This window comes from Pseudomonas sp. Irchel 3A18, assembly GCF_900187465.1.
Taxonomy (GTDB): Bacteria; Pseudomonadota; Gammaproteobacteria; order Pseudomonadales; family Pseudomonadaceae; genus Aquipseudomonas; species Aquipseudomonas cichorii.
Genome location: NZ_FYDI01000004.1, coordinates 148,676 through 172,138, shown reverse-complemented (window position 1 = coordinate 172,138; position 23,463 = coordinate 148,676). Strand labels below are relative to the sequence as shown.

The window sequence follows — 23,463 nt, the reverse complement described above, 5'->3', positions numbered from 1 at the left end:
TATTACTGAAGCCGGGCGAGCCGGGCCAGTGAAAAGTCGTTATCATAAGCGCCTATTTACCTGCCTTACCACGGACGTCATGACCGAGAACGACTATCTGATCGCCTGGGGCCTCTATGCATTTGCAGCATTGGGCTGCCTGCTGGTGTGGTTTTTGATGACCCGCTGGATGTGGCGCTACCTGAAAGAGCCCCTTCGGGTGATTGGCGCGGTGTTGCTGTTCACGCCGACCATCGTCGATCCTGCCAAGGAATTACTGGCGCCTGCCGTGGCCGTTACCGCCCTTGATCTGCTGTTCAAGGTGGGCAGCAATGTCTGGAGCGCGATCATCGATCTGGCCACCTATGGCATGTTTGCCCTGATTGCCTATCTGGTGTTCGTGCTGGTGCGCTGGCCACTGGAGAAAAACCGCAAGGCCCGTCAGCCACAGCCTGTAGCCGAGCCAGACGACACCGACGACGAACCTTTTGCCAGGGACGACCGCTACGGCCGCAGCCCGGCTGCACCGGCCGCCAGTGCGAGTCGTGGGCGAGTCGAGCCTCGTTTGTAAGAACCCGCTTCGTTGGCAAGCGTGCAGCACGTATTGAAGCGAGAACCTGAGCATGTGTGAACTACTGGGCATGAGCGCCAATGTCCCGACCGATATCGTTTTCAGCTTCACAGGGCTGATGCAGAGGGGCGGGCGCACCGGCCCGCATCGCGATGGCTGGGGGATCGCCTTCTATGAGGGGCGCGGTTTGCGTCTGTTTCAGGACCCGGCAGCCAGCAGCGAATCGGAAGTCGCGCAACTGGTGCAGCGCTACCCCATCAAGAGTGAAGTGGTCATCGGCCATATTCGTCAGGCCAATGTCGGCAAGGTCTGCCTGTCCAATACCCACCCTTTCGTGCGCGAGCTGTGGGGACGCAACTGGTGTTTTGCCCATAACGGCCAACTGGCCGATTTCAGTCCCCGTGCTACCTTTTATCGTCCTGTAGGCGATACCGACAGTGAAGCGGCGTTCTGTGATCTGCTCAACCGGGTGCGCGAAGCCTTTCCCGAGCCGGTGGAAGTCGAGCAACTGCTGCCATACCTGATTGAGGCGTGCTCCGAATACCGGGGCAAAGGCGTGTTCAACGGCCTGCTCAGTGATGGCGACTGGCTGTTCTGTTTCTGCAGTACCAAACTGGTACAGATCACCCGCCGTGCGCCCTTTGGTCCGGCACGCTTGAAGGATGTCGACGTGATTGTCGATTTTCAGGCAGAAACCACGCCCCATGACGTGGTGACTGTCATTGCCACCGAACCGCTGACCGAGAACGAGACCTGGAATCGTTATGAGCCGGGTCAGTGGAGCCTTTGGCGCAAGGGCGAATGTGTGGCCCAAGGGTCAACCGATACTCCGATTTAAGCTCGCCCAACCGACAAGAGGGATCTAAATGCTGCGAAGTTATCTGCGATTGGTCTTGTTCACGACTGGCCTGCTGGTAGGGGTTCAGGTTCCGGGTTTCATCAGTGACTACAGCAAGCGAGTCGAAGCGCATCTGATCGAGGCTCAACAGGCCATCAAGGGTTACAACGCGACCGCGCAGCAATTCTTCAAGGGCGACATCCAGGCGCTGATCCAGCACTATCGCAACAGCGAAGACCCGGTGTTTCGCAGCGATGCCGACAACATCAGCACATTGCTGACCCGCACTCACGTGCTTGAACGCCAATGGCTCGGCCTTCAGGGCGCGTGGTATTCCAGAGCCTGGTATGTCGCAACTTCAGCCGATGCCGATATCCGCCGCGAAACCTTCAATGGCTACACCTGGCAAGTGCTGCTTGCACCTGAAGTCATTGCCTGGGGCATCATCTCGGCACTGTTGCTGGCGCTATTGATCGAAAGCTTCTTCCTGCTGTTGGGTTGGGTGGTGACAGGCGGGCGACGCAAGCCAAAGATGAACAGGGAGTGGCGCTGATCAATTAAGGTCATAAATCACTTTGTGGGAGGCGACTTGAGCGTTGACGCAGAATATCTGCCGGCTTCACAGGCCTTTTCGCCAGCAAGCTGCCTCCCACAAGTTTGTGTGTGCCTTAACTGATCAGCATTACTCCGGTCGCTTCTACTGTGTAATACCAGTCAGTTGAGTGTGTTGCCCAGGTTAAGCTGAATAGCCGGTTTTTATGCGGGCTTGTAGTTAATTTCACTCAACGTACTCAGACTTTTCATGCTTTGAAGTCAGGTCGGGTTTTTCTGTTGTCAGCCGCCATAGAGAGGGATGACAACAGCAAGAAGAGACCTTATCCATGAATATTACTTTGACCGTCCAGCAGCACCTTAGCTACAGGGAAGCGTTGAAAATTGCCTACGATGAAGCCAAGCAGGATGGCACGCTGGATGAAATAACAGAGGCGGCTTGCCAGAAGGAGTTCAATAGTCCACTACCGGCTGCAATTTACCATGAGTCAAGTATGGTCAGCAGCAACAGGGTATCGGATACGGGGGGGACTTACTTCAAGTGCTGGACCCTTAGAGACAGCTATGAGCAAGCAAAGATTAACGCCAGGGTCTATGCGGCTGAGTCGCTATCGAACAGCATCAATAATGCTGTTGAGGGGATCAAGGAAAAGCTAAAAGCTTCGGGGGCAGCTTTTAACGAACAGGACTTGAAATTTTCGATCAATGAAAAGGGAGAGTTCAAACCGGTTTCTGCATCTGAAAAGCCTAATGAAGAACAAGAAAGTATTTTTACAAAGCTATTGAATGAAAGTGAGGACCTGAGAAAAATGGCCCGCGAATATGTTCGGATGGTTTTCAGTCTAGTGGATTTTACGGTGGAAGGGTGGGATGCACCTTACGCGCGATATCTTGTGCCAGAGGAAGCGGGTAGCTGAGTTAAGGCTAACGGGCTACAGACCCGTTAGCGGTTAAGCCCATCACTCTCAGCGGATTATTTTTTGGGTGCAGATATGTACGAACGGAGTCTTGCTTCCTGTTTTACTGCCTGCACCGCCATCTTCATGGCTGTCGGGATACGCGAACCAGTAGCCTGTGTTATAGGTCAACTGCCATTTTGTCCTGAAGCCGTATTGCCATAGACAGAAAGGCTCGGTTCTATCTCTACCCTGGCATTCGGGTAGTGAGAGTGATGTTCTGAAAAAGCCGCTCTTGTTACTAATGCCTTGAGATAATTTATGTTTTGAATTCGGGTCTTGGTTTATATTTAGCTCAAGCGTGAGCCGCACTCCCTCAAGTGGATGCCCCTTGTAATCGACAACCCGCGTTTGCCAGTTCAAGACTCGATAGGCCCTGTGCTTGCTAAATTGTGTATTGAAGTGCTCGACATCACCGGTCACCTCTGTGTCGGCAAGGCGAGGTCCCCAGCCTATAAAGCGGTAAATATCAAAAAGAGGTAAGGCAGAAGCACGGAGGGCGTCTGACAGACAGTTGTTTATCAACTGAACGTCAGGACGTAATCACTGGTAAGAATCGTTGTCAATACGCTATTACGAAATAAACATAAGCCTAAACCACACACTCCGTGTTGTACCGTATGTACTCCATGATGGCTCCCGGTTCATTCCACATCAGCACATCCAGGATGGAGAGATTTTCCACGAAGGTGTAGGGTCCGGTCGGGTATCTGAATACCGAGGGTTGCAGGAAACGCAGTTCTATATCCCGTTCGTGCCATTCCCGTGGGATGAGTATTTCGCGGCCTCCGGGGGCGTTGATGTAGCGGCGGGCGCCCATCAGGCTGCTGATTTCCAGTGCCCACTGGCCGGCATGTTCAATGGGCGGCAGCTCCAGTTGCATGTCGGAGCAGGTTGTCCAGTTGAACGCCATACCGAGGTAGTCGCAGACGACTTTCAGAGAGCTGGCACTCAGGTCGCCAATGCTGGCCGAGCGGGTGGAATTGAAGGTCAGGTCGATCAGTTGCAGAGTCTGTTTGAAGAAGGGCGCCTTACCGCGGTAGTGCTCAAGCTGGCCGCTGATGTGCCTCAATGAGCCTGCATGATCGACGACCATCGCGTCCTTGATCAGCATGCCGTCGCTGCTTTTCACGGGGACGGTTATATAGTGCCAGCCACCTTTGTCATTGAGCATTCGATTGCGGTTCATCCAGCTTTTGCGCTTGTACTTGACGATATCGAAGAGAATTCCCTGCTCCACCGAGGCGATAAGCTGGAAGTAACCGAGGTAGGGAAAGAAATAGGGCTGCATGATGCCCAGGGTTTTGATCATGGAACCCCACGAGGTCTCGACGACGGTGGTTAGCCGGCGGAGTAGTCAGGAATACAACTGATGGGTTGTGATTACTGCTGTGGGTGTCGCACTGGGAAGCCTAGTCTGGCGGGGTGAAAGAGAGCTGTTAGTGGTCGCTTTCGACAAGCCAGTCGATGACTGGCTTTGACGAAAGGTGAAGAAGGCCTACTTGGCCAGGTAGCGCATGCTTTCTTCCAGGCCGCGCAAGGTCAGGGGGTACATCTGGTCTTCGATCAGGTCGCGGATGATGTGGGTGGAGGAGGTGTAGTCCCATGCATTCCTGGGGTAAGGGTTGATCCAGACGATCTTCTTGAACTTGGCCATGAAACGCTGCATCCAGACATAGCCCGCTTCCTCGTTCCAGTGTTCGACGCTGCCTCCCGGCTGGGTGATTTCATAGGGTGCCATGGCGGCATCGCCGATGAAGATCACTTTGTAGTCGGCACCGTACTTGTGCAGCAGGTCCTGGGTGGAGGTGCGTTCCGAGCCTCTGCGCAGGTTGTTCTTCCAGACCGATTCATAAATGAAGTTATGAAAGTAGAAATACTCCATGTGCTTGAACTCGGTCTTGCAGGCCGAAAACAGTTCTTCGCAGACTTTCACATGGGCATCCATCGAGCCGCCGATATCGAATAACAGCAGCAGCTTGATGGTATTGCGCCGTTCGGGGCGCATCTGGATATTCAACAGCCCTGCATCGCGGGCGGTATGGTCGATGGTGCCGTCGATATCCAGCTCATCGGCAGCGCCCTGGCGGGCGAACTTGCGCAGGCGGCGCAAGGCGACCTTGATATTGCGGGTGCCCAGTTCCACCTGGTCGTCGAGGTTCTTGTACTCGCGCTGATCCCAGACCTTGACCGCCTTGCCCTTGCGTTCACCGGCTTCGCCCACGCGGATGCCTTCGGGGTTATAGCCGCCGGAGCCAAACGGGCTGGTGCCGCCGGTGCCGATCCATTTGTTGCCTCCGGCGTGGCGTTCCTTTTGTTCTTCCAGGCGCTTCTTGAACGCTTCGATCAGCTTGTCCAGGCCGCCCAGAGACTGGATCTGGGCGCGTTCTTCCTCGCTCAGGGAGCGCTCGAACTCCTTGCGCAGCCAGTCCTCCGGGATCAACGCCTGAAGGTGATCGTCGAGGTTTTCCAGGCCGTTGAAGTAGGCGCCGAAAGCCCGGTCGAACTTGTCGAAGTGGCGTTCGTCCTTGACCAGAATGGTGCGCGCCAGAAAGTAGAACTCATCGATATCGGCGAAGATGACCCGCTGTTTCAGCGCGTTGATCAGGTCCAGCAATTCACGCAATGACACCGGCACTTTCGCCGCACGCATTTCGTTGAACAGGTTGAGCAGCATGGCTGTCGCCCTTTTTCGTGGCAGGGTGGATAAGGGCGGTCAGCGATTGCCGCGGCGGCTCATGAAGGCCAGGCGCTCAAGCAACTGCACGTCCTGCTCGTTCTTGACCAGCGCACCGGCCAGCGGCGGAATCGCCTTGGTCGGGTCGCGCTCGCGCAGTACCGCTTCGCCGATATTGTCGGCCATCAGCAGCTTCAGCCAGTCCACCAGCTCAGAGGTCGAGGGCTTTTTCTTCAGGCCCGGGACCTTGCGCACGTCGAAAAAGACATCCAGGGCTTCGCTGACCAGATCCTTCTTGATGTCGGGGTAATGCACGTCGACGATCTTCTGCAGGGTGGTACGATCCGGAAAGGCGATGTAGTGGAAGAAGCAGCGGCGCAGGAAGGCGTCCGGCAGTTCTTTTTCGTTATTGGAGGTAATGATGATGATCGGGCGTTTTTTGGCCTTGATGGTTTCGTCGATCTCGTAAACGTAGAACTCCATCTTGTCGAGTTCTTGCAGCAGGTCGTTGGGGAATTCGATATCGGCCTTGTCGATTTCGTCGATCAGCAGGATCACCCGTTCTTCGGACTCGAAAGCTTCCCAGAGCTTGCCTTTCTTCAGGTAGTTGCGCACGTCGTGGACTTTATCGACGCCCAGTTGCGAGTCCCGCAGGCGGCTGACCGCATCGTATTCGTACAGGCCCTGATGAGCCTTGGTGGTGGATTTGATGTGCCAGGTAATCAGCCGGGCGCCGAAGGATTCGGCCAGTTGTTCGGCCAGCATGGTCTTGCCCGTGCCGGGCTCACCCTTGACCAGCAGCGGCCGCTCCAGGGTGATGGCGGCATTGACCGCAAGCTTGAGGTCGTCGGTGGCGACGTATGCGTGGGTGCCTTCAAACTTCATCGGTGAATCCTCTAACGTGACGCGCAGTCTGTGGCTGGCGCGGCTCAATGGGCGCAAATAATGTGACGACTATAGCGCGCAGGGTGACCGACTGTGAACGCAGATGCCTCATTCAGTCATTGAATGAGGGATTACGCTCACAGGGTCGTGTCGGGCTCAGGAGTTTTCATTGCTCTCGTAGCGCGTGTTGAACGCCTGGATGAAGGCATTGCGCAACACTTGCAGGAAAGCCTGGAAGCCGCTGATGTCCTGCTGACGTACGCTGCCACTGAGATCGACGCGAGTGGCGAACTGGTTCTGTCGCTGGTTTTTCAGAACGGTTTCACTGCCGCCCACCAACGCTTCCCAGATGGAACGGAAGAATCCCTTGTTCTGGTTTTCCACGTCCTGTTTCCAGTTGAACACATCGACATTGCGCAACAGCGGCTTGATATAGCCGCTGAGCTGACCGTCGTTGGCCTGGGCTTCGATGACCAGGTCGCCATTACCAGCATTGAAGTCAAACTTGCCATAGGCCGAGGCAAAATCATTGAGGCGTCGCAGGTGGATGCCCGTGGCGCGCAGGCGAAAGTCGAAATCCTGGAAGTCACTGAGCGGGTCGAAGGTCGCAGTAGCTTCTACGGCGGCACCGCCCAGCAGTCGTCCCTTGCCTTCGAAGCGGGCGTCGCGCTTGCCTTCCACGTCCACCACGTTGGTCAGGTTATAGAGGCTGGCATTGATCCGGTCGGCCTCGATCCTGACCTTCGGAGTGGAGGTGAAGTTGTTGAAGGTGACGCGTGCATTCTCGATGCGTGCTTCATCCAGGGTGATGGGCAACAGTTTGTTCAACTGAGTGCGCCAGTCAGTGCCCTGGCCCGTCTGCGAGGCCTGTTTGTCATTGCCGCCATCGACAAAGTTAAGCTCCGGCTCGATGAACACCACCCTGGCCACGACTGCATGGTTGTACCAGAGGGCGTGCCAGCTCACCGCAAGGTCGATGACCGGCACCTTGACGAAGGGAACCGGGACCTTGCCATCCACCTTGACGATATTCAGCCCGTTGATCCTGTAGGCACCGCGCCACAGGGCGATGTCCACATCGGTGATCTGGCCACGGTAATCGCCCATGTCCGCGAGTTTGTCGTTGAGGTAGTTGCGCACCAGATAAGGCAGCGCGACATTGATGGCAATCAGCAATATGACAAGAGCGGCCAGTATCCATAGTGGCCAGCGGTAGCGAGGTTTCATGACCTGGGCCTCTGGATGTGTTGAATGGTTGACTCCCAAGGCTCGCATCCGTTCGGTGCAACTGGACGCGCACTGGCGGTAAGCATAGGCTTTGAGTTTTTAACGCATGCGTACAAGGACACGATCATGAGCCGTATTTATGCTGATAACGCCCATTCAATTGGCAATACGCCCCTGGTGCAGATCAACCGCATCGCACCTCGGGGCGTCACGATTCTGGCCAAGATCGAAGGGCGCAATCCCGGCTATTCGGTGAAGTGCCGGATTGGCGCCAACATGATCTGGGATGCTGAAAGCAGCGGCAGACTCAAGCCCGGCATGACCATCATCGAGCCGACATCGGGCAATACCGGGATCGGTCTGGCCTTTGTGGCCGCTGCCCGTGGCTACAAACTGACGCTGACCATGCCGGCTTCCATGAGCATCGAGCGACGCAAGGTGCTCAAGGCCCTGGGTGCCGAACTGGTGTTGACCGAGCCGGCCAAGGGCATGAAAGGCGCTATCGCCAAGGCCGAAGAGCTTCTGGCCAGCGATCCCGAGAAGTACTTCATGCCGGCGCAGTTCGATAACCCCGCCAACCCGGCCATTCATGAAAAGACCACCGGTCCTGAAATCTGGGAAGACACCGAAGGTGCAATCGATGTGCTGGTGGCGGGTGTGGGCACGGGCGGCACGATCACCGGTATTTCCCGCTATATCAAGAACACTCAGGGCAAGCCTATCCAGTCCGTGGCGGTGGAGCCGGATGTGTCGCCGATCATCACCCAGGCACTGGCTGGCGAAGAGATCAAACCCAGCCCGCACAAGATCCAGGGCATCGGTGCCGGTTTCATTCCTGGCAACCTGGACCTGTCGCTGATTGACCGGGTCGAGCGGGTCAGCGATGAAGAAGCCAAGGCGATGGCGCGGCGCCTGATGCAGGAAGAGGGCATCCTGTGCGGCATTTCCTGTGGCGCGGCCATGGCAGCAGCTGTGCGTCTGTCGGAAAAACCCGAGATGCAGGGCAAGACGATCGTCGTGATTCTGCCGGACTCGGGCGAGCGTTATCTCTCCAGCATGCTGTTCAGCGATCTGTTTACCGAACAGGAATTGCAACAGTAAGCGTATCTTTGACTTGTCGGCTTTGTCCGGAGTCGACAAGTGTTTATGATGGCCGGCTGCTGATATACCCCCTGACATGACGGCAGCCGGCTATCTGTCCGTTGCAAGGAGAGTTTCATGACCCTTTCATTTGCTGCCAAGGCATCGATCCTGATGCTGTTTCTGTGCAGCACGCTGTATGTGCATTTGCGTGGCAAGGCGCGGCTGCCTCTGTTGCGTCAGTTCGTGAACCATTCGGCGCTTTTTGCTCCTTATAACGCCTTGATGTACCTGTTTTCCAAGGTGCCGTCCAAGCCGTATCTGGATCGCAGCAAGTTTCCCGAGCTCGATGTGCTCAAGGACAACTGGGAAACCATTCGCGATGAAGCCATGCATCTGTTCGATGAGGGCTATATCCGTGCGGCCGAAAAGAACAACGACGCGGGCTTCGGTTCGTTCTTCAAGAAGGGCTGGAAGCGTTTCTACCTGAAGTGGTACGACAAGGCGCTGCCTTCTGCCGAAACCCTGTGCCCGAAAACCGTGGCGCTGGTCAACAGCATTCCCAATGTCAAAGGAGCGATGTTTGCCCTGCTGCCGGGTGACAGCCATCTCAATCCGCACCGTGACCCGTTTGCCGGTTCATTGCGTTATCACCTGGGCCTGTCCACGCCCAACTCCGACGCCTGCCGTATTTTCGTCGATGGCGAAGAGTATTCCTGGCGCGACGGCCAGGACGTGATGTTCGATGAAACCTATGTGCACTGGGTCAAGAACGAAACACAGACCACGCGCGTGATCCTGTTCTGCGACGTGGAGCGCCCGTTGACCAACGGCTTCATGACCCGCATCAACCGCAGTGTCAGCGCTTTCCTGGGCCGTGCCACTGCACCGCAGAACCTGGATGACGAGCGTGTGGGCGGCATCAACCGTGCCTATGCCTTCAGCAAGCGTTTCAGCGACAGCTTCAGCGGCAAGGTCAAGCAGTTCAAGCGTCAGAACCCCAAGGCCTACCGCATCATGCGCCCGGTGCTGGCTGTGGTGGTGGCGGTCTTGCTGTGGAAGTGGTTGTTCGGATAAGCCTGGTAATGATCAGTCAAGGTCATTGAGTTACTTTGTGGGAGGCAGCTTGCTGGCGACTTCTACAGACGCAGAATATCTGCCGTTTTTCAGGCCTTTTTCGCCAGCAAGCTGCCTCCCACAAGTGTTGTTGTGCCTTGACTGATCGGCCATTCACAACGCGAAGCGCGCCACCAATCCATTCAGGCCGATGGCCAGACGTGACAGCTCATGGCTGGCGGCCGAGGTCTGGGTGGCTCCAGCGGCGGTCTGGGTAGACAGGTCGCGAATGCTCACCAGACTGCGGTCCACTTCCCGGGCCACCAGAGATTGCTGTTCGGCGGCGCTGGCGATGACCAGATTGCGCTGGTTGATTTCGGAAATGGCTGCCGTGATCTTTTCCAGAGCCTCACCCGCGCTGCTGGCGCGCTTGAGGGTCTGGCCTGCCTGCTGCGCGCTGTTCTGCATGGCGCCGACCGTCTGGTGAGTGCCGGTCTGGATGGTGCTGATCATCAGCTCGATTTCCTGAGTCGAATCCTGCGTGCGTTTGGCCAGTGAGCGCACTTCATCGGCCACGACCGCAAAGCCGCGACCCGCTTCACCGGCCCGTGCGGCTTCGATGGCGGCATTGAGCGCCAGCAGGTTGGTCTGGTCGGCGATGCCCCTGATGACCTCCAGCACCTTGGTGATGTCCTGAGCCTGGGTTGCCAGCTCCTGCGCCTGCTCCGACGCGCCCAGCACTTCGCTGACCAGCCCTTCGATGGACTCGATGGTTTCGGCAACCTGACGATGGCCATGCTGGCTGTCGGCATCCGAGGCCTTGGACGCTTGCGAGGTCGATACGGCGTTGGTGGCGACTTCATCCACCGCAGCGCTCATCTGGTTGACTGCCGTGGCCGCCAGCTCGATTTCGTCATTCTGGGCCTGCAAGCCACGGGTGCTCTGTTCCATGACCGAACTCATCTCTTCAGCGGCCGAGGCCAGTTGCGATGAGGATTCGCTGATGCTCTGGATGGTCGAACGCAGGTTGTCCTGCATGATCGACAAGGCGTTGAGCAGTTGTGCCGGCTCATCCGAGCCTTCACTGCTGATGGTGGTGCGCAGGTTGCCCTGGGCGATGGTCTGCGCGACCGTCAATGCTTCACTGATCGGTTTGACGATGCTGCGGGTCAGCAGCCATGCGAGCAACACTGTACCCAGCAAGGCGGCGATGATGATCAGGGTCACGATGGTTTTCGTGGAGTCATACAGTGCAGCCGCCTCGTTGGCAGCATTGTCGGCACCTTTCTGGCTGAATGTGATTACGGCATCCAGGTTGGCATCGAGTATCCGGCCCTGAGGCGTGAGTTCGTCGCTGAGGATTGCTTTGGCGTCATCGAAGTGCTGGCTGTCTATCTGCGCGATGATGTTGTCCACCAGTGTCAGGTAGCGGGTCGCACTGCTTTCAAGATCGCCCAGCAGTCTGGTTGCCTGGCTGTCGGTGGTTTTATCTTTCTGCTTTTGCAGGCGGTTGAACAGCTCGCTTCTGGCGTCGTCGATGACTTTCTTGCTGCGCAACTGGCTGGCAGGTTCCGGCATGGCGATCAGCCTGAGTCCCTCCATCCGTATGGATGCGATGGCTGCTCCTGCATCGTGCATGTTTTCGATATCCGGCATCCAGGACTGTTCGATGATCTCTGCACTTGAGCGCAGTTCTGCCATTTTGCCCATGCAGAAAATCCCCACCAGTGCCAACAAGGCAGCAACTAACCCAAAGCCCAGACAGGCTCTTATCCCGATACGCATATTTCTGATGAACATTGACCGCTCCTTGTGTCGTAAAAACTCCCTGATTGTTTTTGTTGAGTGGGAGAAGGTATGAGTAATATCTTCGAGCCATCATGTTATCGACATGTGCCTGTAACAGGTCATAAATGAAGGGTGCATTCAGTGGCCTGTCCCGGTTAAGTGGTTCCCGATACCTGGCATTCCTGAGCTAGGCTTTTGGTGTCTCGACTTGAGGCAAGCCCATGTCTGTCAGCTCTATCGCCCGTCTGATCCTCGACGGTTTCGATGATTACCGTGAACACTTCCGGCAGATAACCGCCGGGGCCCGGGAGCGTTTCGAGGGTGCGCAATGGCAATTGATCCAGCGTGCTTCGGCCGACCGGATCAATCTCTATGAGCAGAAAGTCAGCGAAGTGATCGAGCGCCTGCAGCGAGTTGGCGTGCAGGCTCTGGAAGCCCGTGACTGGCCCGGAGTCAAAAGCGACTATATCGAGCTGATCGACCCGCGGCTGGACGATGAGCTGTCCGAAACCTGGTTCAACTCGATCTTCTTCGGCCTGTTCAGTCATGACCTGATCAGCGACGAGCGCATGTTCATCCACAGCACGAGGCCAGCGGCGCAGGCTCAAGAGTGTGTGGCGCAAGTTCGCAGCTACTGGCCGTCTGGCGATATGGCGGCCATGTTCGGGCGTGTATTCGACGATTACCGCTTCAAGGTGCCCTATGCGGACCTGGCCGCCGATATGAACCGCGTCCAGATGCAATTGCAGAGCAACTTGCCTGACTGGGTGTGCAAGGATCCGACATTGTGCGTCGAGCTGTTCTCGTCGGTTTTCTATCGCAACAAGGGCGCCTATCTGGTGGGGCGTGTCTATACCCGCGAGGAACAGTGGCCGCTGGTCATCGCCTTGCTGCACCGCGAAGGCGTCGGGATCCTGATCGATACGCTGATTACCGATGAAGCTGAAGTGTCCATTATCTTTTCCTTCACCCGCTCGTATTTCATGGTCGATGTCCCTGTGCCTGCAGCGTTCGTGGGCTTTCTCAAGGGTATCTTGCCCGGCAAGCACATCGCCGAGCTGTACACCTCCATCGGTTTCTACAAGCAGGGCAAATCCGAGTTCTACCGTGCCCTGATTCATCATCTGGCCAGTACCGATGATCGTTTCATCATGGCGCCCGGCGTGCGGGGCATGGTCATGAGCGTATTCACGCTGCCGGGTTTCAATACCGTGTTCAAGGTCATCAAGGACCGTTTTTCGCCGTCCAAGAACGTCGACCGCATGACCGTGATCGACAAGTACCGGCTGGTGAAGAGCGTCGATCGGGTAGGGCGCATGGCCGATACTCAGGAGTTTGCCGATTTTCGCTTTCCCTTGAGCAAGTTCGAGCCCGAATGCCTGGCCGAATTGCTGGAGGTGGCGCCTTCCACCGTTGAAGTGGAGGAGGGCGGCAAGGTGTTGATCCACCACTGCTGGACCGAGCGGCGCATGACCCCCTTGAACCTTTATCTGGAACAGGCCAGCCCCGAGCAGATGCGTGAGGTGCTGGATGATTACGGGCTGGCCATCAAGCAACTGGCGGCGGCCAATATTTTCCCCGGCGATATGCTGCTCAAGAACTTTGGCGTCACCCGCCATGGTCGTGTGGTGTTTTATGACTACGACGAAATCTGCTTTCTGACCGAAGCCAACTTTCGCCGTATCCCGGCCCCGCGCACGCCCGAGGATGAAATGGCCAGCGAGCCCTGGTACTCCATTGGCCCGATGGATGTATTCCCCGAGGAGTTTCCGCCTTTTCTGTTTGCGGATCTGCAACAGCGTCGCCTGTTCGACAGCCTGCATGGCGAACTGTACGACGCCGAATACTGGAAGGGGCTGCAGGCCGAGATCCGGGCCGGCAAGGTGATCGATGTGTTTCCGTATCGACGCAGCGAATTCCTTCGCGAATAAATTCGCACTGGGTCATGCCGATCAGTTAAGGCATACCTGTCACTTGTGGGAGGGGCCTTGGCCGCGACGACTTGCTTACAGGCAACACATTTTCAGCGTCTTCAAGCTGGCTGTCGCGGCCAAGGCCCCTCCCACGGATTGTGGCCTTGCCACCTACTGAAATGCGCCGAGGTGCAATCAACTCAACTGCACATGCCTGCTCAACAACGCACGCAATGCCGCAGGCTTGACCGGTTTGGGCAGGTAATCCAGGCCTGCGGCATGCACTTGGGCAATCAGTTCCGGGCGGCCGTCGGCGCTGATCAGCACGCCCGGCACCGGTTGTCCCAGTCGGGTTCGCAGCCAGGCCATCAGTTCGGTACCGATTTCACCTTCGTCCAGGTGATAATCCACCAGCGCCACTTGCGGGCGAATCCCGTTGTTGAGCAGGGTTTCGCACTCCTGCCGGTTGCGTGCCGTCCATACCTGGCAGCCCCAGCGGGACAGCAGGCTGGTCATGCCGATGAGGATGCTGTCTTCATTGTCCACGCACAGCACTTGAATGCCATTGAGCACCACGCGGCTGGGTTCGGTCGGTGCGTTGGATGCCAGCGTCAGTGGTTGAGCCAGCGCAACCGTGACGCTGAACATGCTGCCCTTGCCCGGCCATGACTTGACCTGCAATGGATGGTCGAGCACCCGGCACAGGCCGTCGGCAATCGCCAGACCAAGCCCCAGGCCTTTGGCGGCGTGAGTCTGGTGGCTGTCCAGGCGTTTGAATTCCTCGAAAATCACTTTCTGTTTGTCTTCGGGAATGCCCGGCCCACGGTCCCAGACTTCCAGGCTCAGGTTGCCGCCACGGCGTCTGACGCCCAGCAGGATCGGGCCTTTGGCATAGCGAAAGGCATTGGTCAGGAAATTCTGCAGGATGCGGCGCAGCAGCTTGATGTCACTGTCGACCCGCAGATCGCTGCCCTTGACCCGAAACTTCAGGCCTTGCTCCTGAGCCAGCGCCTTGAACTCTGCGCCCAGGGTGTCGAACAGGGTATTGAGTACGAAAGGCTGGCGATCCGGCGTGACCTTGCCGTTTTCCAGGCGTGAGATATCCAGCAGGTCGCTGATCAGGTCTTCGGCAGAGCGCAGCGAACTGTCCAGATGCTGGATCAAGCGCTGGGCTTCGCTGGATATGCCGTCTTCCTGATGGGACAGCGCCGCGGAAAACAGCCGGGCGGCGTTCAGCGGTTGCATCAGGTCGTGGCTGACGGCAGCGAGAAAGCGGGTCTTGGACTCGTTGGCTGCTTCGGCGTTGCCCTTGGCCTCGGTCAGGGCAATGTTCAGTTGCGACAGTTCATGAGTCCGTTCGGCAACTCGCTGCTCCAGGCTTTCATTGGCACCCTTGAGCGCATGTTCGGCATCACGGAACGCCGAAATGTCGGTGAAGCTCATCACGAAGCCGCCGCCGGGCATCGGATTGCCGATCAGTTCGATCACACGTCCATTGGGGAACAGTCGCTCGGAAGTGTGCGCCCGGCCCTGACGCATCCAGTGCAGGCGCCGCGCAACGTGGACTTCGGCCTCACCCGGCCCGCACAGGCCGCGCTCGGCGTTGTAGCGAATGATGTCGGCAATCGGCCGTCCGACGCTGATCAGGCCGTCCGGGTAATTGAACAGTTCCAGATAGCGATGATTCCAGGCCACCAGCCTCAGGGACTGATCGACGACACTGATGCCCTGGGTGATGTTCTCGATGGCTCCTTGCAACAGGGCGCGGTTGAATTGCAGCACCTCCGAGGCTTCGTCGGCGATGCGCACCACGTCTTCGAGCTGCATGTCCCGGCCTTCGATGGCCGCCTTGACCACGGCCCTGGCCGATGACGTGCCCAGCACTCCGGCTAGCAGCCGTTCGGTATGGGCGATCCATTCGCCATTGGCGTTCTGGTTCGGATTGAACTCCTTGCCCTGGCGATAGGAGAAACTGAGGAAGCTCTGCCGGGCGCGTTCTTCGCCGACAAAGCGGGAAGACAGGCTCAGCAGATCCTCGACCTGCACGGCCAGCAACGGACGACTGCCTGGGCGAACATGGGTTTCCTGACCGATGAAGCGACCAGCCTGCCAGTGCTCCGAAACCCGGGTGCGCGACAGCATCGACACCCACACGAACAGGGTGCAGTTACCCACCATCGACAGCACGACGCTCTGGGTCATGGGCGTGATCGGCAAGTCCAGAGGGTTGCTATGCAGCCAGCTCAGCAAGGGGAAGTTATCCAGCGACCAGTCCATGCCATGGGCCACCACCGGCAGCACCAGGGTGTAGAACCAGATGAAGATCCCCGCTGCGAGACCGGCGAATACACCGCGGCGGTTGGCCTGTTTCCAGTACAGCGCACCAAACATGGCGGGAGCCAGCTGGGTGATGGCCGCGAAGGCAATCTGACCGATAGTCGCCAGGCTCGCCGTGGAGCCGAGCATGCGATAGCTCACATAGGCCAGCAACAGGATCATCACAATGCTGATGCGGCGTACCGAAAGCATCCAGTAGCGAAACGCCTCGAACGGCCGCTCGGTATTCTTGCGCCGCAACAGCCAGGGCAGCAGCATGTCGTTGGAAATCATGGTCGACAGCGCGACACTGGCGACGATCACCATGCCGGTGGCAGCCGACGCACCCCCGATAAATGCCAGCAGCGCCAGTGAGGGATGCGCATGGGCCAGAGGCAGGCTGATGACGAACGAGTCGGGGAGCATGGAGCCCGGCAGCAGCATCTGCCCGGCCAGGGCGATGGGCACCACGAACAGGCCGGCCAGGACCAGATAGGCGGGGAATACCCACTTGGCCAGGTTCAGGTCCTGTGGCTCGATGTTTTCCACCACTGTGACGTGGAACTGCCTGGGCAGGCAGATAATCGCCATCATCGCCACGCCCGTCTGCACAATCATCGCAGGCCAGTTGATCGTTTCCTGCCAGTATTCTTCAAGGCGCGGTGCGAGTCTGGCCTGATTGAACAGGTCGTCGAAGCCATCGAACAGACCGAAAGTGACGAACACCCCGACCGCCATGAACGCCAGCAACTTGACCAGCGCTTCAAAGGCTATCGCCAGTACCATGCCACGATGGTGCTCGGTGACGTCCAGATTGCGGGCGCCGAACACGATGGTAAACAGCGCGAGAATCAGCGACACCACCAGCGCGGTGTCCTGGGCACTGGTGCCGGTTGATTCGGCTCCAGCACCGATCAGAATGTTGACCCCCAGCACAATGCCTTTCAGTTGCAGGGCAATGTAAGGCAGCATCCCGATCAGGCAGATCAGCGCCACCATCACCGCCAGCGGTTGCGACTTGCCGTAGCGTGCGGCAATGAAGTCGGCAATCGACGTGATGTTTTCCTGCTTGCTGATCAGCACCATCTTCTGCAGCACCCAGGGCGCCAGCAGCATCAGGACAATAGGCCCCAGATAGATCGGCAGAAACGACCACAACTGCTCGGCGGCCTGACCCACCGCGCCGAAGAATGTCCAGCTGGTGCAATAGACCGCCAGTGAAAGGCTGTAGACCCAGGCGCGCATGGTCGGGCGCAGCGAGGCGCTGTACCGGTCGCCGTAGAAGGCGATGGCAAACATAATGGCCATGTAGGTCAGGGCAACGGCAGCAATCAGCCCGCTGGACAGCGACATATGAATTTCCAGAGTGTATCGATCTCGATGCGGCAGTCTCGCACGATGCCTGGCATTCGTCTTTCTCGACCAAGGTCGAGCGTGGCGCTTCGTCGCAGGGGGTTATGGTTAGTCGTTGATGGCAACGGGCCTTATGCCTACCATCTGCTCTTTTTTCGACAGACCGGGGCGTTCTGGTCGCTGTCACCGTAAAGGGATTTGAGATGAAGCCGTCAGGGCGCTCGTTGAGTGATTTTTTGCCGTTACTGCCTGCCGAGCAATTGCTGTTGAAGTGTTGTAGGGAGGGTGCTGTCGCGGAGGTGGAATCCAGCGTTCCCGAAGAGAAGACGACAGACAATCAGGTACGTGCCAGTTTTATACGTTTTCTGGCCTTGGGAGGTGATGAACAGGCGATAGTGCACGAGCAGGGCGTTCAATTGTGTGGGGTTTGTATTACCGGAATGCTTGATCTCCGAAGTCTGGACCTGTCATTGCCTTTGAGTTTGCGATGGTGTGATTTTGAAGCTGCGTTGATTCTGGAAGACGCGAGGCTGATGAATACATTATTTCTTCATGGCTCCAGGCTGAAAGGTGTTCAAGGTGCTCGCCTCAGAGCGGAAGGCGCTTTACTACTGATAGAAATCGTTTCATCGGCTGCGGTCAACTTTCAGGACGCACAGGTTCAGGGGCAGATAGCTCTATCAAATTCGAAACTAGATGGTGCAGGCGATTGGGCTTTGACTACCGATGGAGCGACCTGCGGGAACAGTCTGTACCTGAATAGGGTCGAGGCCAAAGGCGGTATCAACTTGATAGCCATGCGGATCGGTGGCGATTTGGGATGTAACGGTGCACGTATCGAGAATGACCAAGGCCCAGCATTAAGAGCTGACCGGATTGACGTTCAGGGAGATGTTTTTCTTCGCCACGGTTTTTCTGCGATTGGTAGCGTTCGCTTTTTAGGTGCCAGAATTTCAAGGCAATTTGATTGTACGGGTGGTTGCTTTGACGGTAATGGAGGTGACTCTATTCGTATGGATGGGGCCGTTGCCGGTGGCTCATTATTTCTGAATGATGGATTCACCGCTAAAGGCAATGTGGTTTTGCATAGTCTGCAACTTCAAGGTGATATGGTTATTGATGGCGCCAAGTACATCACGGAAATCCGTGCTCCTCGGGTCACCGTTGGCGGCTCGCTGATTCTGCGAAAAATGGAGACTCCACCAGAAAGGGTTTCATTCCTCGGCGGGCGCGTGGGATCCCTGAATGACGATAAGGAAAGCTGGGGCGAGAGGGTTAACCTTAACGGCTTCGTCTACGGCTTCATTCACGTCAACGAGCAAATGCGGATTGAGGAGCGTTTAGCCTGGCTAGATAAACAGTATGTTCCCAAACCCAAGGAAGGCCTGCTTCCCGAGTTCTACCCCCAACCCTGGCGACAATTGCAAAAAGTCCTGGAAGAAATGGGCCATGCCGAGGATGCCCGGCAGGTGGGGATCAAGTTCGAGGAGCAGCTTCGCAAGAAAGGGCTGATCGGCCAAAGTCCCAAACGCTGGCCTGAACCTCTGCGCATTTGCTACCGGCGCTTGATGGTCATTCTGCACGCCATGTATGGACCGCTCAGTGGCTACGCCTATCGCCCGATGTTGCTGCTGCCCTGGTTCCTGGGCGTCTGGCTGTCTTGCGCTGGCTTCTATTGGTGGGCGGCGAGTCATCAGGCAATTTTTGCTCCCAGCGATCCGTTGGTGTTCCAGAACCCCGACTACAAGGAGTGCTCACCGCCGCTGTCGCCGACCGGCAATGAACCTCCTGGCACCGCCAACTGGTATCTGTGCGATGCCTTGCCGCAAGAGTACACGGCCTTCAGCCCGATAGCCTTTTCGCTGGATCTGTTGCTGCCACTGGTCAACTTGCATCAGGAGGATGATTGGGCACCGGTGATCGAGACGCCCAAGGCGAATGTAGTCGCCGAAGTGCTAGGTTTCTTCACCAGCCCCAAGCGCTGGGTAAGGTTCGTGATGTGGTTTGAAATCCTCGCCGGTTGGGGGTTCAGCTTGTTGTTCGTGGCAGTGGTGTCCGGGCTGGCACGACGCAAGGAGTGAGCATTGCTGGGCGTATTCAGCGCATGGAAACGCCCAGTCGTACCGCTTATGGCTATCGACATTCTGAAGTGATACGTCTTCAATGTGCTCCAGATTGGATTCAGAACTTCCAATTAGCCAAGCCATTCAGGACCACGGACTATGAGCCAACAGTCACAATTCAGCCTGCTCGGAAAGCGGCGTTTCCTGCCGTTTTTCATCACCCAGTCCCTTGGGGCGTTCAATGACAACATTTTCAAGCAATCGCTGATCCTCGCCATTCTCTACAAACTGAGCATCGAGGGTGACCGTTCGATCTACGTCAACCTGTGCGCCTTGCTGTTTATCCTGCCGTTCTTTCTGTTCTCGGCACTGGCCGGGCAGTTCGGTGAGAAGTATCCCAAGGATGCGCTGATCCGGCTGATCAAGCTGGCGGAGATCGGCATCATGGTGATCGGTGGGGCAGGGTTTCTGTTCAATCACCTGTGGATGATGTTGCTGGCGCTGTTTGCCATGGGCACTCATTCGGCGCTGTTCGGGCCGGTCAAATACTCGATCCTGCCGCAGCACCTGCGCGAGCACGAATTGGTGGGCGGCAACGGGTTGGTGGAAATGGGCACCTTCCTGGCGATCCTGGCAGGCACCATCGGTGCCGGGATCATGATGTCCTCCAGTCATTACGCCTTTGTGGTGTCAGCCGCCATTGTGCTGGTGGCGTGCCTGGGCTTTGTGTCCAGTTACGGCATTCCGAAAGCGCCTGCGGCTTCTCCTGAAATGAAGCTGAACTGGAACATCTTCACCCAGTCCTGGGCCACCTTGCGCATGGGGCTCGGGCAAACGCCCGCGGTGTCGCGCTCGATTGTCGGCAACTCCTGGTTCTGGTTCGTGGGGGCGATTTACCTGACCCAGATCCCGGCCTATGCCAAGGAGTGGATGTACGGCGACGAAACCGTGGTCACCCTGATTCTGACGGTGTTCTCCATCGGTATCGCGCTGGGCTCGTTGCTGTGTGAGCGCATGTCCGGCCATAAGGTCGAGATCGGTCTGGTGCCGTTCGGCTCCATGGGGCTGACAGTGTTTGGCCTGCTTCTGTGGTGGCATTCGGGCGGTTTCCCGCAGAACGTGCAGCCCAATGACTGGCTGGCGGTGCTGTCCTACGGGCAGGCCTGGTGGGTGCTGCTGGATATCCTGGGCATCGGGGTGTTCGGTGGTTTCTATATCGTGCCGCTGTATGCGCTGATCCAGTCCCGCACCCCGGAGAAGGAGCGTTCCCGGGTTATTGCTTCCAACAACATTCTCAATGCGCTGTTCATGGTGGTGTCGGCCATCGTGTCCATCCTGATGCTCAGCTTCGCCAAACTGTCGATCCCGCAGTTGTTCCTGGTGATCTCGCTGATGAACATCGCGGTCAACGCTTACATCTTCAAGATCGTCCCCGAGTTCACCATGCGCTTCATGATCTGGCTGCTCAGCCATTCCATGTACCGCGTCGAGCACCGCAACCTGGACCTGATCCCCGAAGAAGGCCCGGCCTTGCTGGTCTGCAACCATGTCTCTTTTGTCGATGCGCTGCTGATTGGTGGGGCCGTGCGTCGTCCTATCCGTTTTGTCATGTATTACAAGATCTACCGCTTGCCAGTGCTCAACTTCATTTTCCGCACTGCTGGCACCATCCCGATTGCCGGTCGCAACGAGGACCTGGAAATCTACGAGCAGGCGTTCCAAAGGATTGCCCGATACCTGGCCGATGGTGAGCTGGTCTGCATCTTCCCCGAAGGCAAACTGACCCGCGATGGCGAGATCAGTGGTTTCAAGAGCGGCATGAGTCGTGTGATCGAAGAGACACCGGTGCCGGTGATTCCGCTGGCGTTGCAGGGGTTGTGGGGCAGTTTCTTCAGTTATGCGCCAGACAAGAAACTCTTTCGTCGCCTGTGGTCCAGAGTGGTGCTGGTAGCCGGACCTGCGATTGCGGCCGATGCAGCGAAACCTGCGGATGTGCGTGAGCAGGTGAAGGTATTGAGAGGGGCAGGGCGTTAGACAGCGCTGAAGGGGCTCGCGCCCCTTCAGGTTCTGTTGTCAGGCTACCTTGAAACGGCTGACCAGACGCTGCTGGTGTTCGGCCAGGCGCGCCAGTTCCTGGCTGGTAATGGCCGTCTGTTCGGCACCGGCACTGACCTGTATGACCAGGTCATTGATCTCGTTGACGTTGCGGTTAATGTCTTCGGACACCGCGCTCTGCTCTTCCGCCGCCGATGCGATCTGAATGTTGCGGTCGCTGATGCTGGTCACCCCCTCGGCGATCTCCGTCAGCAGTGCGCCTGCGCGCTCGACTTTGGTGGCTCCGGACTGAGCCTTGCTCAGGGTTTCCTGCATTGACGTGGTTGCCCGGTCCGAGCCGTTCTGCAGGTTGCTGATCATCTGTTGGATGTTGCCGGTGGACTCCTGGGTTTTCTGCGCCAGGGTGCGCACCTCGGAGGCTACCACAGCGAAACCACGGCCATGATCGCCAGCTCGTGCAGCTTCGATGGCAGCGTTCAAGGCCAGGAGGTTGGTCTGCTCGGCAATGCCGCGAATGACATCGAGTACCGAGGAAATCGCATCGCTCTCGTGCTTCAGGTCGCCGATGATCGATGCCGTCTGTTCGGCCTGCCCCGACAACTGGCGAATCAGTTCGATGGTGCTCTCGATCTCGCCACGGCCCTGGCTTGTACTGGTGTTGACCTGTTGTGACATCTGCGCTGCATCGCTGGTGCTGAGCGCCACTTCCCGAACGGTCGCGCTCATCTCGTTGATAGCCGTGGCCACCAGTTCAGTGCTCTGGCGTTGCTGTCCGATGCTGCGGCTGGTTTCGGCGGTGACGGTGGAGCATTCCTCTGCTGCGGTTGCCACCTGTGCAGTGGCATTGCCGATTTCCTGAACGATGTCCCTGATTTCTTGCGCCATGCGGTTGAGGTTGCGCGAGATCTGGCCGAATTCGTCCTTGCTTTCGTAGGTTGCTCTTGCGGTGAGATCCCGCCCGGCAAGGTCGTCCAGCGCTTTGTTCACATCACTGACAGCCAGGTTGATATTGCGAATGATCAGGTATGACAGCGCCGATACCGCAAGCAGGGCGGCGATGGCGCCGCCGATGGTCAGCCACAGGGCGCGGCTGGCGACATTGCGCTCATGCATGGCGAGCTTGCTGACACTCTGGCCCAGGTCTTCTTCGACCTCACTCATCATGTCGATACGCTTCGTCGAGGTTTCAAACCAGGCCTGGGGCTTGATACCCAATGCCTGACCCATGGGGACGTCGAATGCCAGTCGCTGCAACTTGCCGACTTCCACCGCTGCCGGAGTCTGCATCTTTTCGTTGAACTCTTTCAGCGAGTCCGCGGGGGCCTTGCGGCTGAAAGCATCCGAGTAAGCGACGAACTCTCCGAGGTTACGACTGAAACTCGACAACAGTTTCTCGTCGAAACGATCCTGGTTGAATACAAGGCCAAGTAGTACACGTTCACGGCCAGCCCGTTCTTTCATTTCGATGAATTGATTCAGCGCGCTGAGTGCATGAACGATAGTCGCATTATTGACACTGGCTTCCAGTGAGTGGGTATAACCGATAAGTGTTTGAATGACCTGCGTATAACGGGCTCCAGACTCCGTACTGGTAATGGCCTGCTTGTCGACGTTAGTACGGGTTTGCGTCACGCTGTCGAGTGCGCGCATGACAGGGTCAAGTTCGGAGGCTCCAGGTGCGGACAATCCGCGTACGGCCTCTATCGTGAGATTTGAATCCTTGCGCAGTTCGATAAGGCGGTCGCCCATGGCCGTACCGCGACTGCCCAGGAACACGCCGCTGGCGCCCCGTTCGCGTTGCAGCGTCGTGATAAGACGGCTCAGTTTCTGTGCGGTAGCACTGGCCGTTACTGTCTTGTTCATGTCGTTCAAAGTTTTGTAATTATTTGAAACAAATACGCCGCCCACTATCAGGAAACCCAATAAGGGAAGCAGCAAAATCAATAAGAGTTTTATCCTTAGCGGTGCATTCTTGAGCATTTCCGTGAAACTCCCTTGATGTGTGAGAACTTGGCGCAGGACAAAGTGGGGGCGTTATAGTTAGTGTTATAGGTGTCGGCGCATGTTACTGGGGATTTAGGCGGGAGGTTGTTTTTTATGTTTTTATTTTGCTCTGGATAGGTTGTCCGACAAACGCGGCTCAGGCCATCTTGA

The 23,463-nt window shown here is 57.2% G+C and carries 16 protein-coding genes; 9 read left to right on the top strand and 7 right to left on the bottom strand.

The window, feature by feature from the left end:
- The first annotated feature begins 79 nt into the window (after window positions 1-79).
- From CKW23_RS09075 to CKW23_RS09060, 4 genes are all read left to right on the top strand, one after another.
- Window positions 80-550 (top strand): MFS transporter, encoded by a 471-nt coding sequence (locus tag CKW23_RS09075; RefSeq protein ID WP_095067455.1) that lies wholly within the window; start codon window positions 80-82, stop codon window positions 548-550.
- A 52-nt stretch (window positions 551-602) separates the two neighbouring features.
- Window positions 603-1,388: a class II glutamine amidotransferase gene (locus tag CKW23_RS09070; RefSeq protein ID WP_025261180.1), complete on the top strand. Its 786-nt coding sequence runs from the start codon at window positions 603-605 to the stop codon at window positions 1,386-1,388.
- 28 nt (window positions 1,389-1,416) lie between these two features.
- Window positions 1,417-1,941: a DUF2937 family protein gene (locus tag CKW23_RS09065; protein WP_025261179.1), complete on the top strand. Its 525-nt coding sequence runs from the start codon at window positions 1,417-1,419 to the stop codon at window positions 1,939-1,941.
- A gap of 328 nt (window positions 1,942-2,269) precedes the next feature.
- On the top strand, window positions 2,270-2,857 hold the full coding sequence (locus CKW23_RS09060; protein ID WP_025261178.1) for a hypothetical protein: 588 nt from the start codon (window positions 2,270-2,272) through the stop codon (window positions 2,855-2,857).
- A gap of 631 nt (window positions 2,858-3,488) precedes the next feature.
- On the opposite strand, the gene CKW23_RS09055 is transcribed toward CKW23_RS09060, so the two are convergent.
- The 4 genes from CKW23_RS09055 to CKW23_RS09040 all read right to left on the bottom strand — a co-directional run bounded on the left by CKW23_RS09055 (window position 3,489) and on the right by CKW23_RS09040 (window position 7,685).
- Window positions 3,489-4,208 carry a WbqC family protein gene (locus tag CKW23_RS09055; protein ID WP_095067454.1) on the bottom strand — a complete coding sequence of 240 codons (720 nt, stop codon included), beginning with the start codon at window positions 4,206-4,208 and terminating at the stop codon, window positions 3,489-3,491.
- Window positions 4,209-4,394: 186 nt separating this feature from the next.
- Window positions 4,395-5,573, bottom strand: a complete 1,179-nt coding sequence (locus tag CKW23_RS09050; protein ID WP_025261176.1) for a VWA domain-containing protein — start codon at window positions 5,571-5,573, stop codon at window positions 4,395-4,397.
- Window positions 5,574-5,612: 39 nt separating this feature from the next.
- A complete protein-coding gene (locus CKW23_RS09045) occupies window positions 5,613-6,458 on the bottom strand; it encodes a MoxR family ATPase (protein WP_025261175.1) in 846 nt (281 codons plus the stop codon).
- A gap of 156 nt (window positions 6,459-6,614) precedes the next feature.
- A complete protein-coding gene (locus CKW23_RS09040; protein WP_095067453.1) occupies window positions 6,615-7,685 on the bottom strand; it encodes a DUF748 domain-containing protein in 1,071 nt (356 codons plus the stop codon).
- Between the two features lie 126 nt (window positions 7,686-7,811).
- Between CKW23_RS09040 and cysK the strand changes: the two genes are divergently transcribed.
- Both cysK and CKW23_RS09030 read left to right on the top strand, forming a co-directional pair.
- Window positions 7,812-8,786 (top strand): cysteine synthase A, encoded by a 975-nt coding sequence (gene cysK, locus CKW23_RS09035; protein ID WP_095067452.1) that lies wholly within the window; start codon window positions 7,812-7,814, stop codon window positions 8,784-8,786.
- Window positions 8,787-8,903: 117 nt separating this feature from the next.
- Window positions 8,904-9,842: an aspartyl/asparaginyl beta-hydroxylase domain-containing protein gene (locus CKW23_RS09030; RefSeq protein ID WP_095067451.1), complete on the top strand. Its 939-nt coding sequence runs from the start codon at window positions 8,904-8,906 to the stop codon at window positions 9,840-9,842.
- Window positions 9,843-9,995: 153 nt separating this feature from the next.
- On the opposite strand, the gene CKW23_RS09025 is transcribed toward CKW23_RS09030, so the two are convergent.
- Window positions 9,996-11,606 carry a methyl-accepting chemotaxis protein gene (locus CKW23_RS09025; protein ID WP_371856561.1) on the bottom strand — a complete coding sequence of 537 codons (1,611 nt, stop codon included), beginning with the start codon at window positions 11,604-11,606 and terminating at the stop codon, window positions 9,996-9,998.
- 224 nt (window positions 11,607-11,830) lie between these two features.
- Here CKW23_RS09025 and aceK point away from each other — a divergent pair, with 224 nt between their 5' ends.
- The gene (gene aceK, locus CKW23_RS09020) at window positions 11,831-13,540 is read left to right on the top strand and encodes a bifunctional isocitrate dehydrogenase kinase/phosphatase (RefSeq protein ID WP_095067449.1); all 1,710 of its coding nucleotides are present in this window, start codon (window positions 11,831-11,833) and stop codon (window positions 13,538-13,540) included.
- A gap of 177 nt (window positions 13,541-13,717) precedes the next feature.
- On the opposite strand, the gene CKW23_RS09015 is transcribed toward aceK, so the two are convergent.
- Window positions 13,718-17,191, bottom strand: coding sequence for a PAS domain-containing hybrid sensor histidine kinase/response regulator (locus CKW23_RS09015; RefSeq protein ID WP_095067448.1), 3,474 nt, complete (start codon window positions 17,189-17,191; stop codon window positions 13,718-13,720).
- 224 nt (window positions 17,192-17,415) lie between these two features.
- On the opposite strand from CKW23_RS09015, the gene CKW23_RS09010 reads away from it, so the two are divergent.
- Both CKW23_RS09010 and CKW23_RS09005 read left to right on the top strand, forming a co-directional pair.
- On the top strand, window positions 17,416-19,272 hold the full coding sequence (locus CKW23_RS09010; protein ID WP_256590434.1) for a membrane-associated oxidoreductase: 1,857 nt from the start codon (window positions 17,416-17,418) through the stop codon (window positions 19,270-19,272).
- Between the two features lie 141 nt (window positions 19,273-19,413).
- Window positions 19,414-21,288, top strand: a complete 1,875-nt coding sequence (locus CKW23_RS09005) for an MFS transporter (protein ID WP_095067447.1) — start codon at window positions 19,414-19,416, stop codon at window positions 21,286-21,288.
- A 39-nt stretch (window positions 21,289-21,327) separates the two neighbouring features.
- Here the strand turns inward: CKW23_RS09005 and CKW23_RS09000 are convergent, their stop codons facing one another.
- Window positions 21,328-23,289 (bottom strand): methyl-accepting chemotaxis protein, encoded by a 1,962-nt coding sequence (locus CKW23_RS09000; RefSeq protein WP_095067446.1) that lies wholly within the window; start codon window positions 23,287-23,289, stop codon window positions 21,328-21,330.
- Between the last annotated feature and the right edge of the window lie 174 nt (window positions 23,290-23,463).

What these genes read in the sequence shown, in the direction of transcription:
- CKW23_RS09075 (WP_095067455.1), top strand. Translation starts at nt 80, where the DNA reads ATGACCGAGAACGACTATCTGATCGCCTGGGGCCTCTATGCATTTGCA.
- CKW23_RS09070 (WP_025261180.1), top strand. Translation starts at nt 603, where the DNA reads ATGTGTGAACTACTGGGCATGAGCGCCAATGTCCCGACCGATATCGTT.
- CKW23_RS09065 (WP_025261179.1), top strand. Translation starts at nt 1,417, where the DNA reads ATGCTGCGAAGTTATCTGCGATTGGTCTTGTTCACGACTGGCCTGCTG.
- CKW23_RS09060 (WP_025261178.1), top strand. Translation starts at nt 2,270, where the DNA reads ATGAATATTACTTTGACCGTCCAGCAGCACCTTAGCTACAGGGAAGCG.
- CKW23_RS09055 (WP_095067454.1), bottom strand. Translation starts at nt 4,208, where the DNA reads ATGATCAAAACCCTGGGCATCATGCAGCCCTATTTCTTTCCCTACCTC.
- CKW23_RS09050 (WP_025261176.1), bottom strand. Translation starts at nt 5,573, where the DNA reads ATGCTGCTCAACCTGTTCAACGAAATGCGTGCGGCGAAAGTGCCGGTG.
- CKW23_RS09045 (WP_025261175.1), bottom strand. Translation starts at nt 6,458, where the DNA reads ATGAAGTTTGAAGGCACCCACGCATACGTCGCCACCGACGACCTCAAG.
- CKW23_RS09040 (WP_095067453.1), bottom strand. Translation starts at nt 7,685, where the DNA reads ATGAAACCTCGCTACCGCTGGCCACTATGGATACTGGCCGCTCTTGTC.
- cysK (WP_095067452.1), top strand. Translation starts at nt 7,812, where the DNA reads ATGAGCCGTATTTATGCTGATAACGCCCATTCAATTGGCAATACGCCC.
- CKW23_RS09030 (WP_095067451.1), top strand. Translation starts at nt 8,904, where the DNA reads ATGACCCTTTCATTTGCTGCCAAGGCATCGATCCTGATGCTGTTTCTG.
- CKW23_RS09025 (WP_371856561.1), bottom strand. Translation starts at nt 11,606, where the DNA reads ATGCGTATCGGGATAAGAGCCTGTCTGGGCTTTGGGTTAGTTGCTGCC.
- aceK (WP_095067449.1), top strand. Translation starts at nt 11,831, where the DNA reads ATGTCTGTCAGCTCTATCGCCCGTCTGATCCTCGACGGTTTCGATGAT.
- CKW23_RS09015 (WP_095067448.1), bottom strand. Translation starts at nt 17,191, where the DNA reads ATGTCGCTGTCCAGCGGGCTGATTGCTGCCGTTGCCCTGACCTACATG.
- CKW23_RS09005 (WP_095067447.1), top strand. Translation starts at nt 19,414, where the DNA reads ATGAGCCAACAGTCACAATTCAGCCTGCTCGGAAAGCGGCGTTTCCTG.
- CKW23_RS09000 (WP_095067446.1), bottom strand. Translation starts at nt 23,289, where the DNA reads ATGCTCAAGAATGCACCGCTAAGGATAAAACTCTTATTGATTTTGCTG.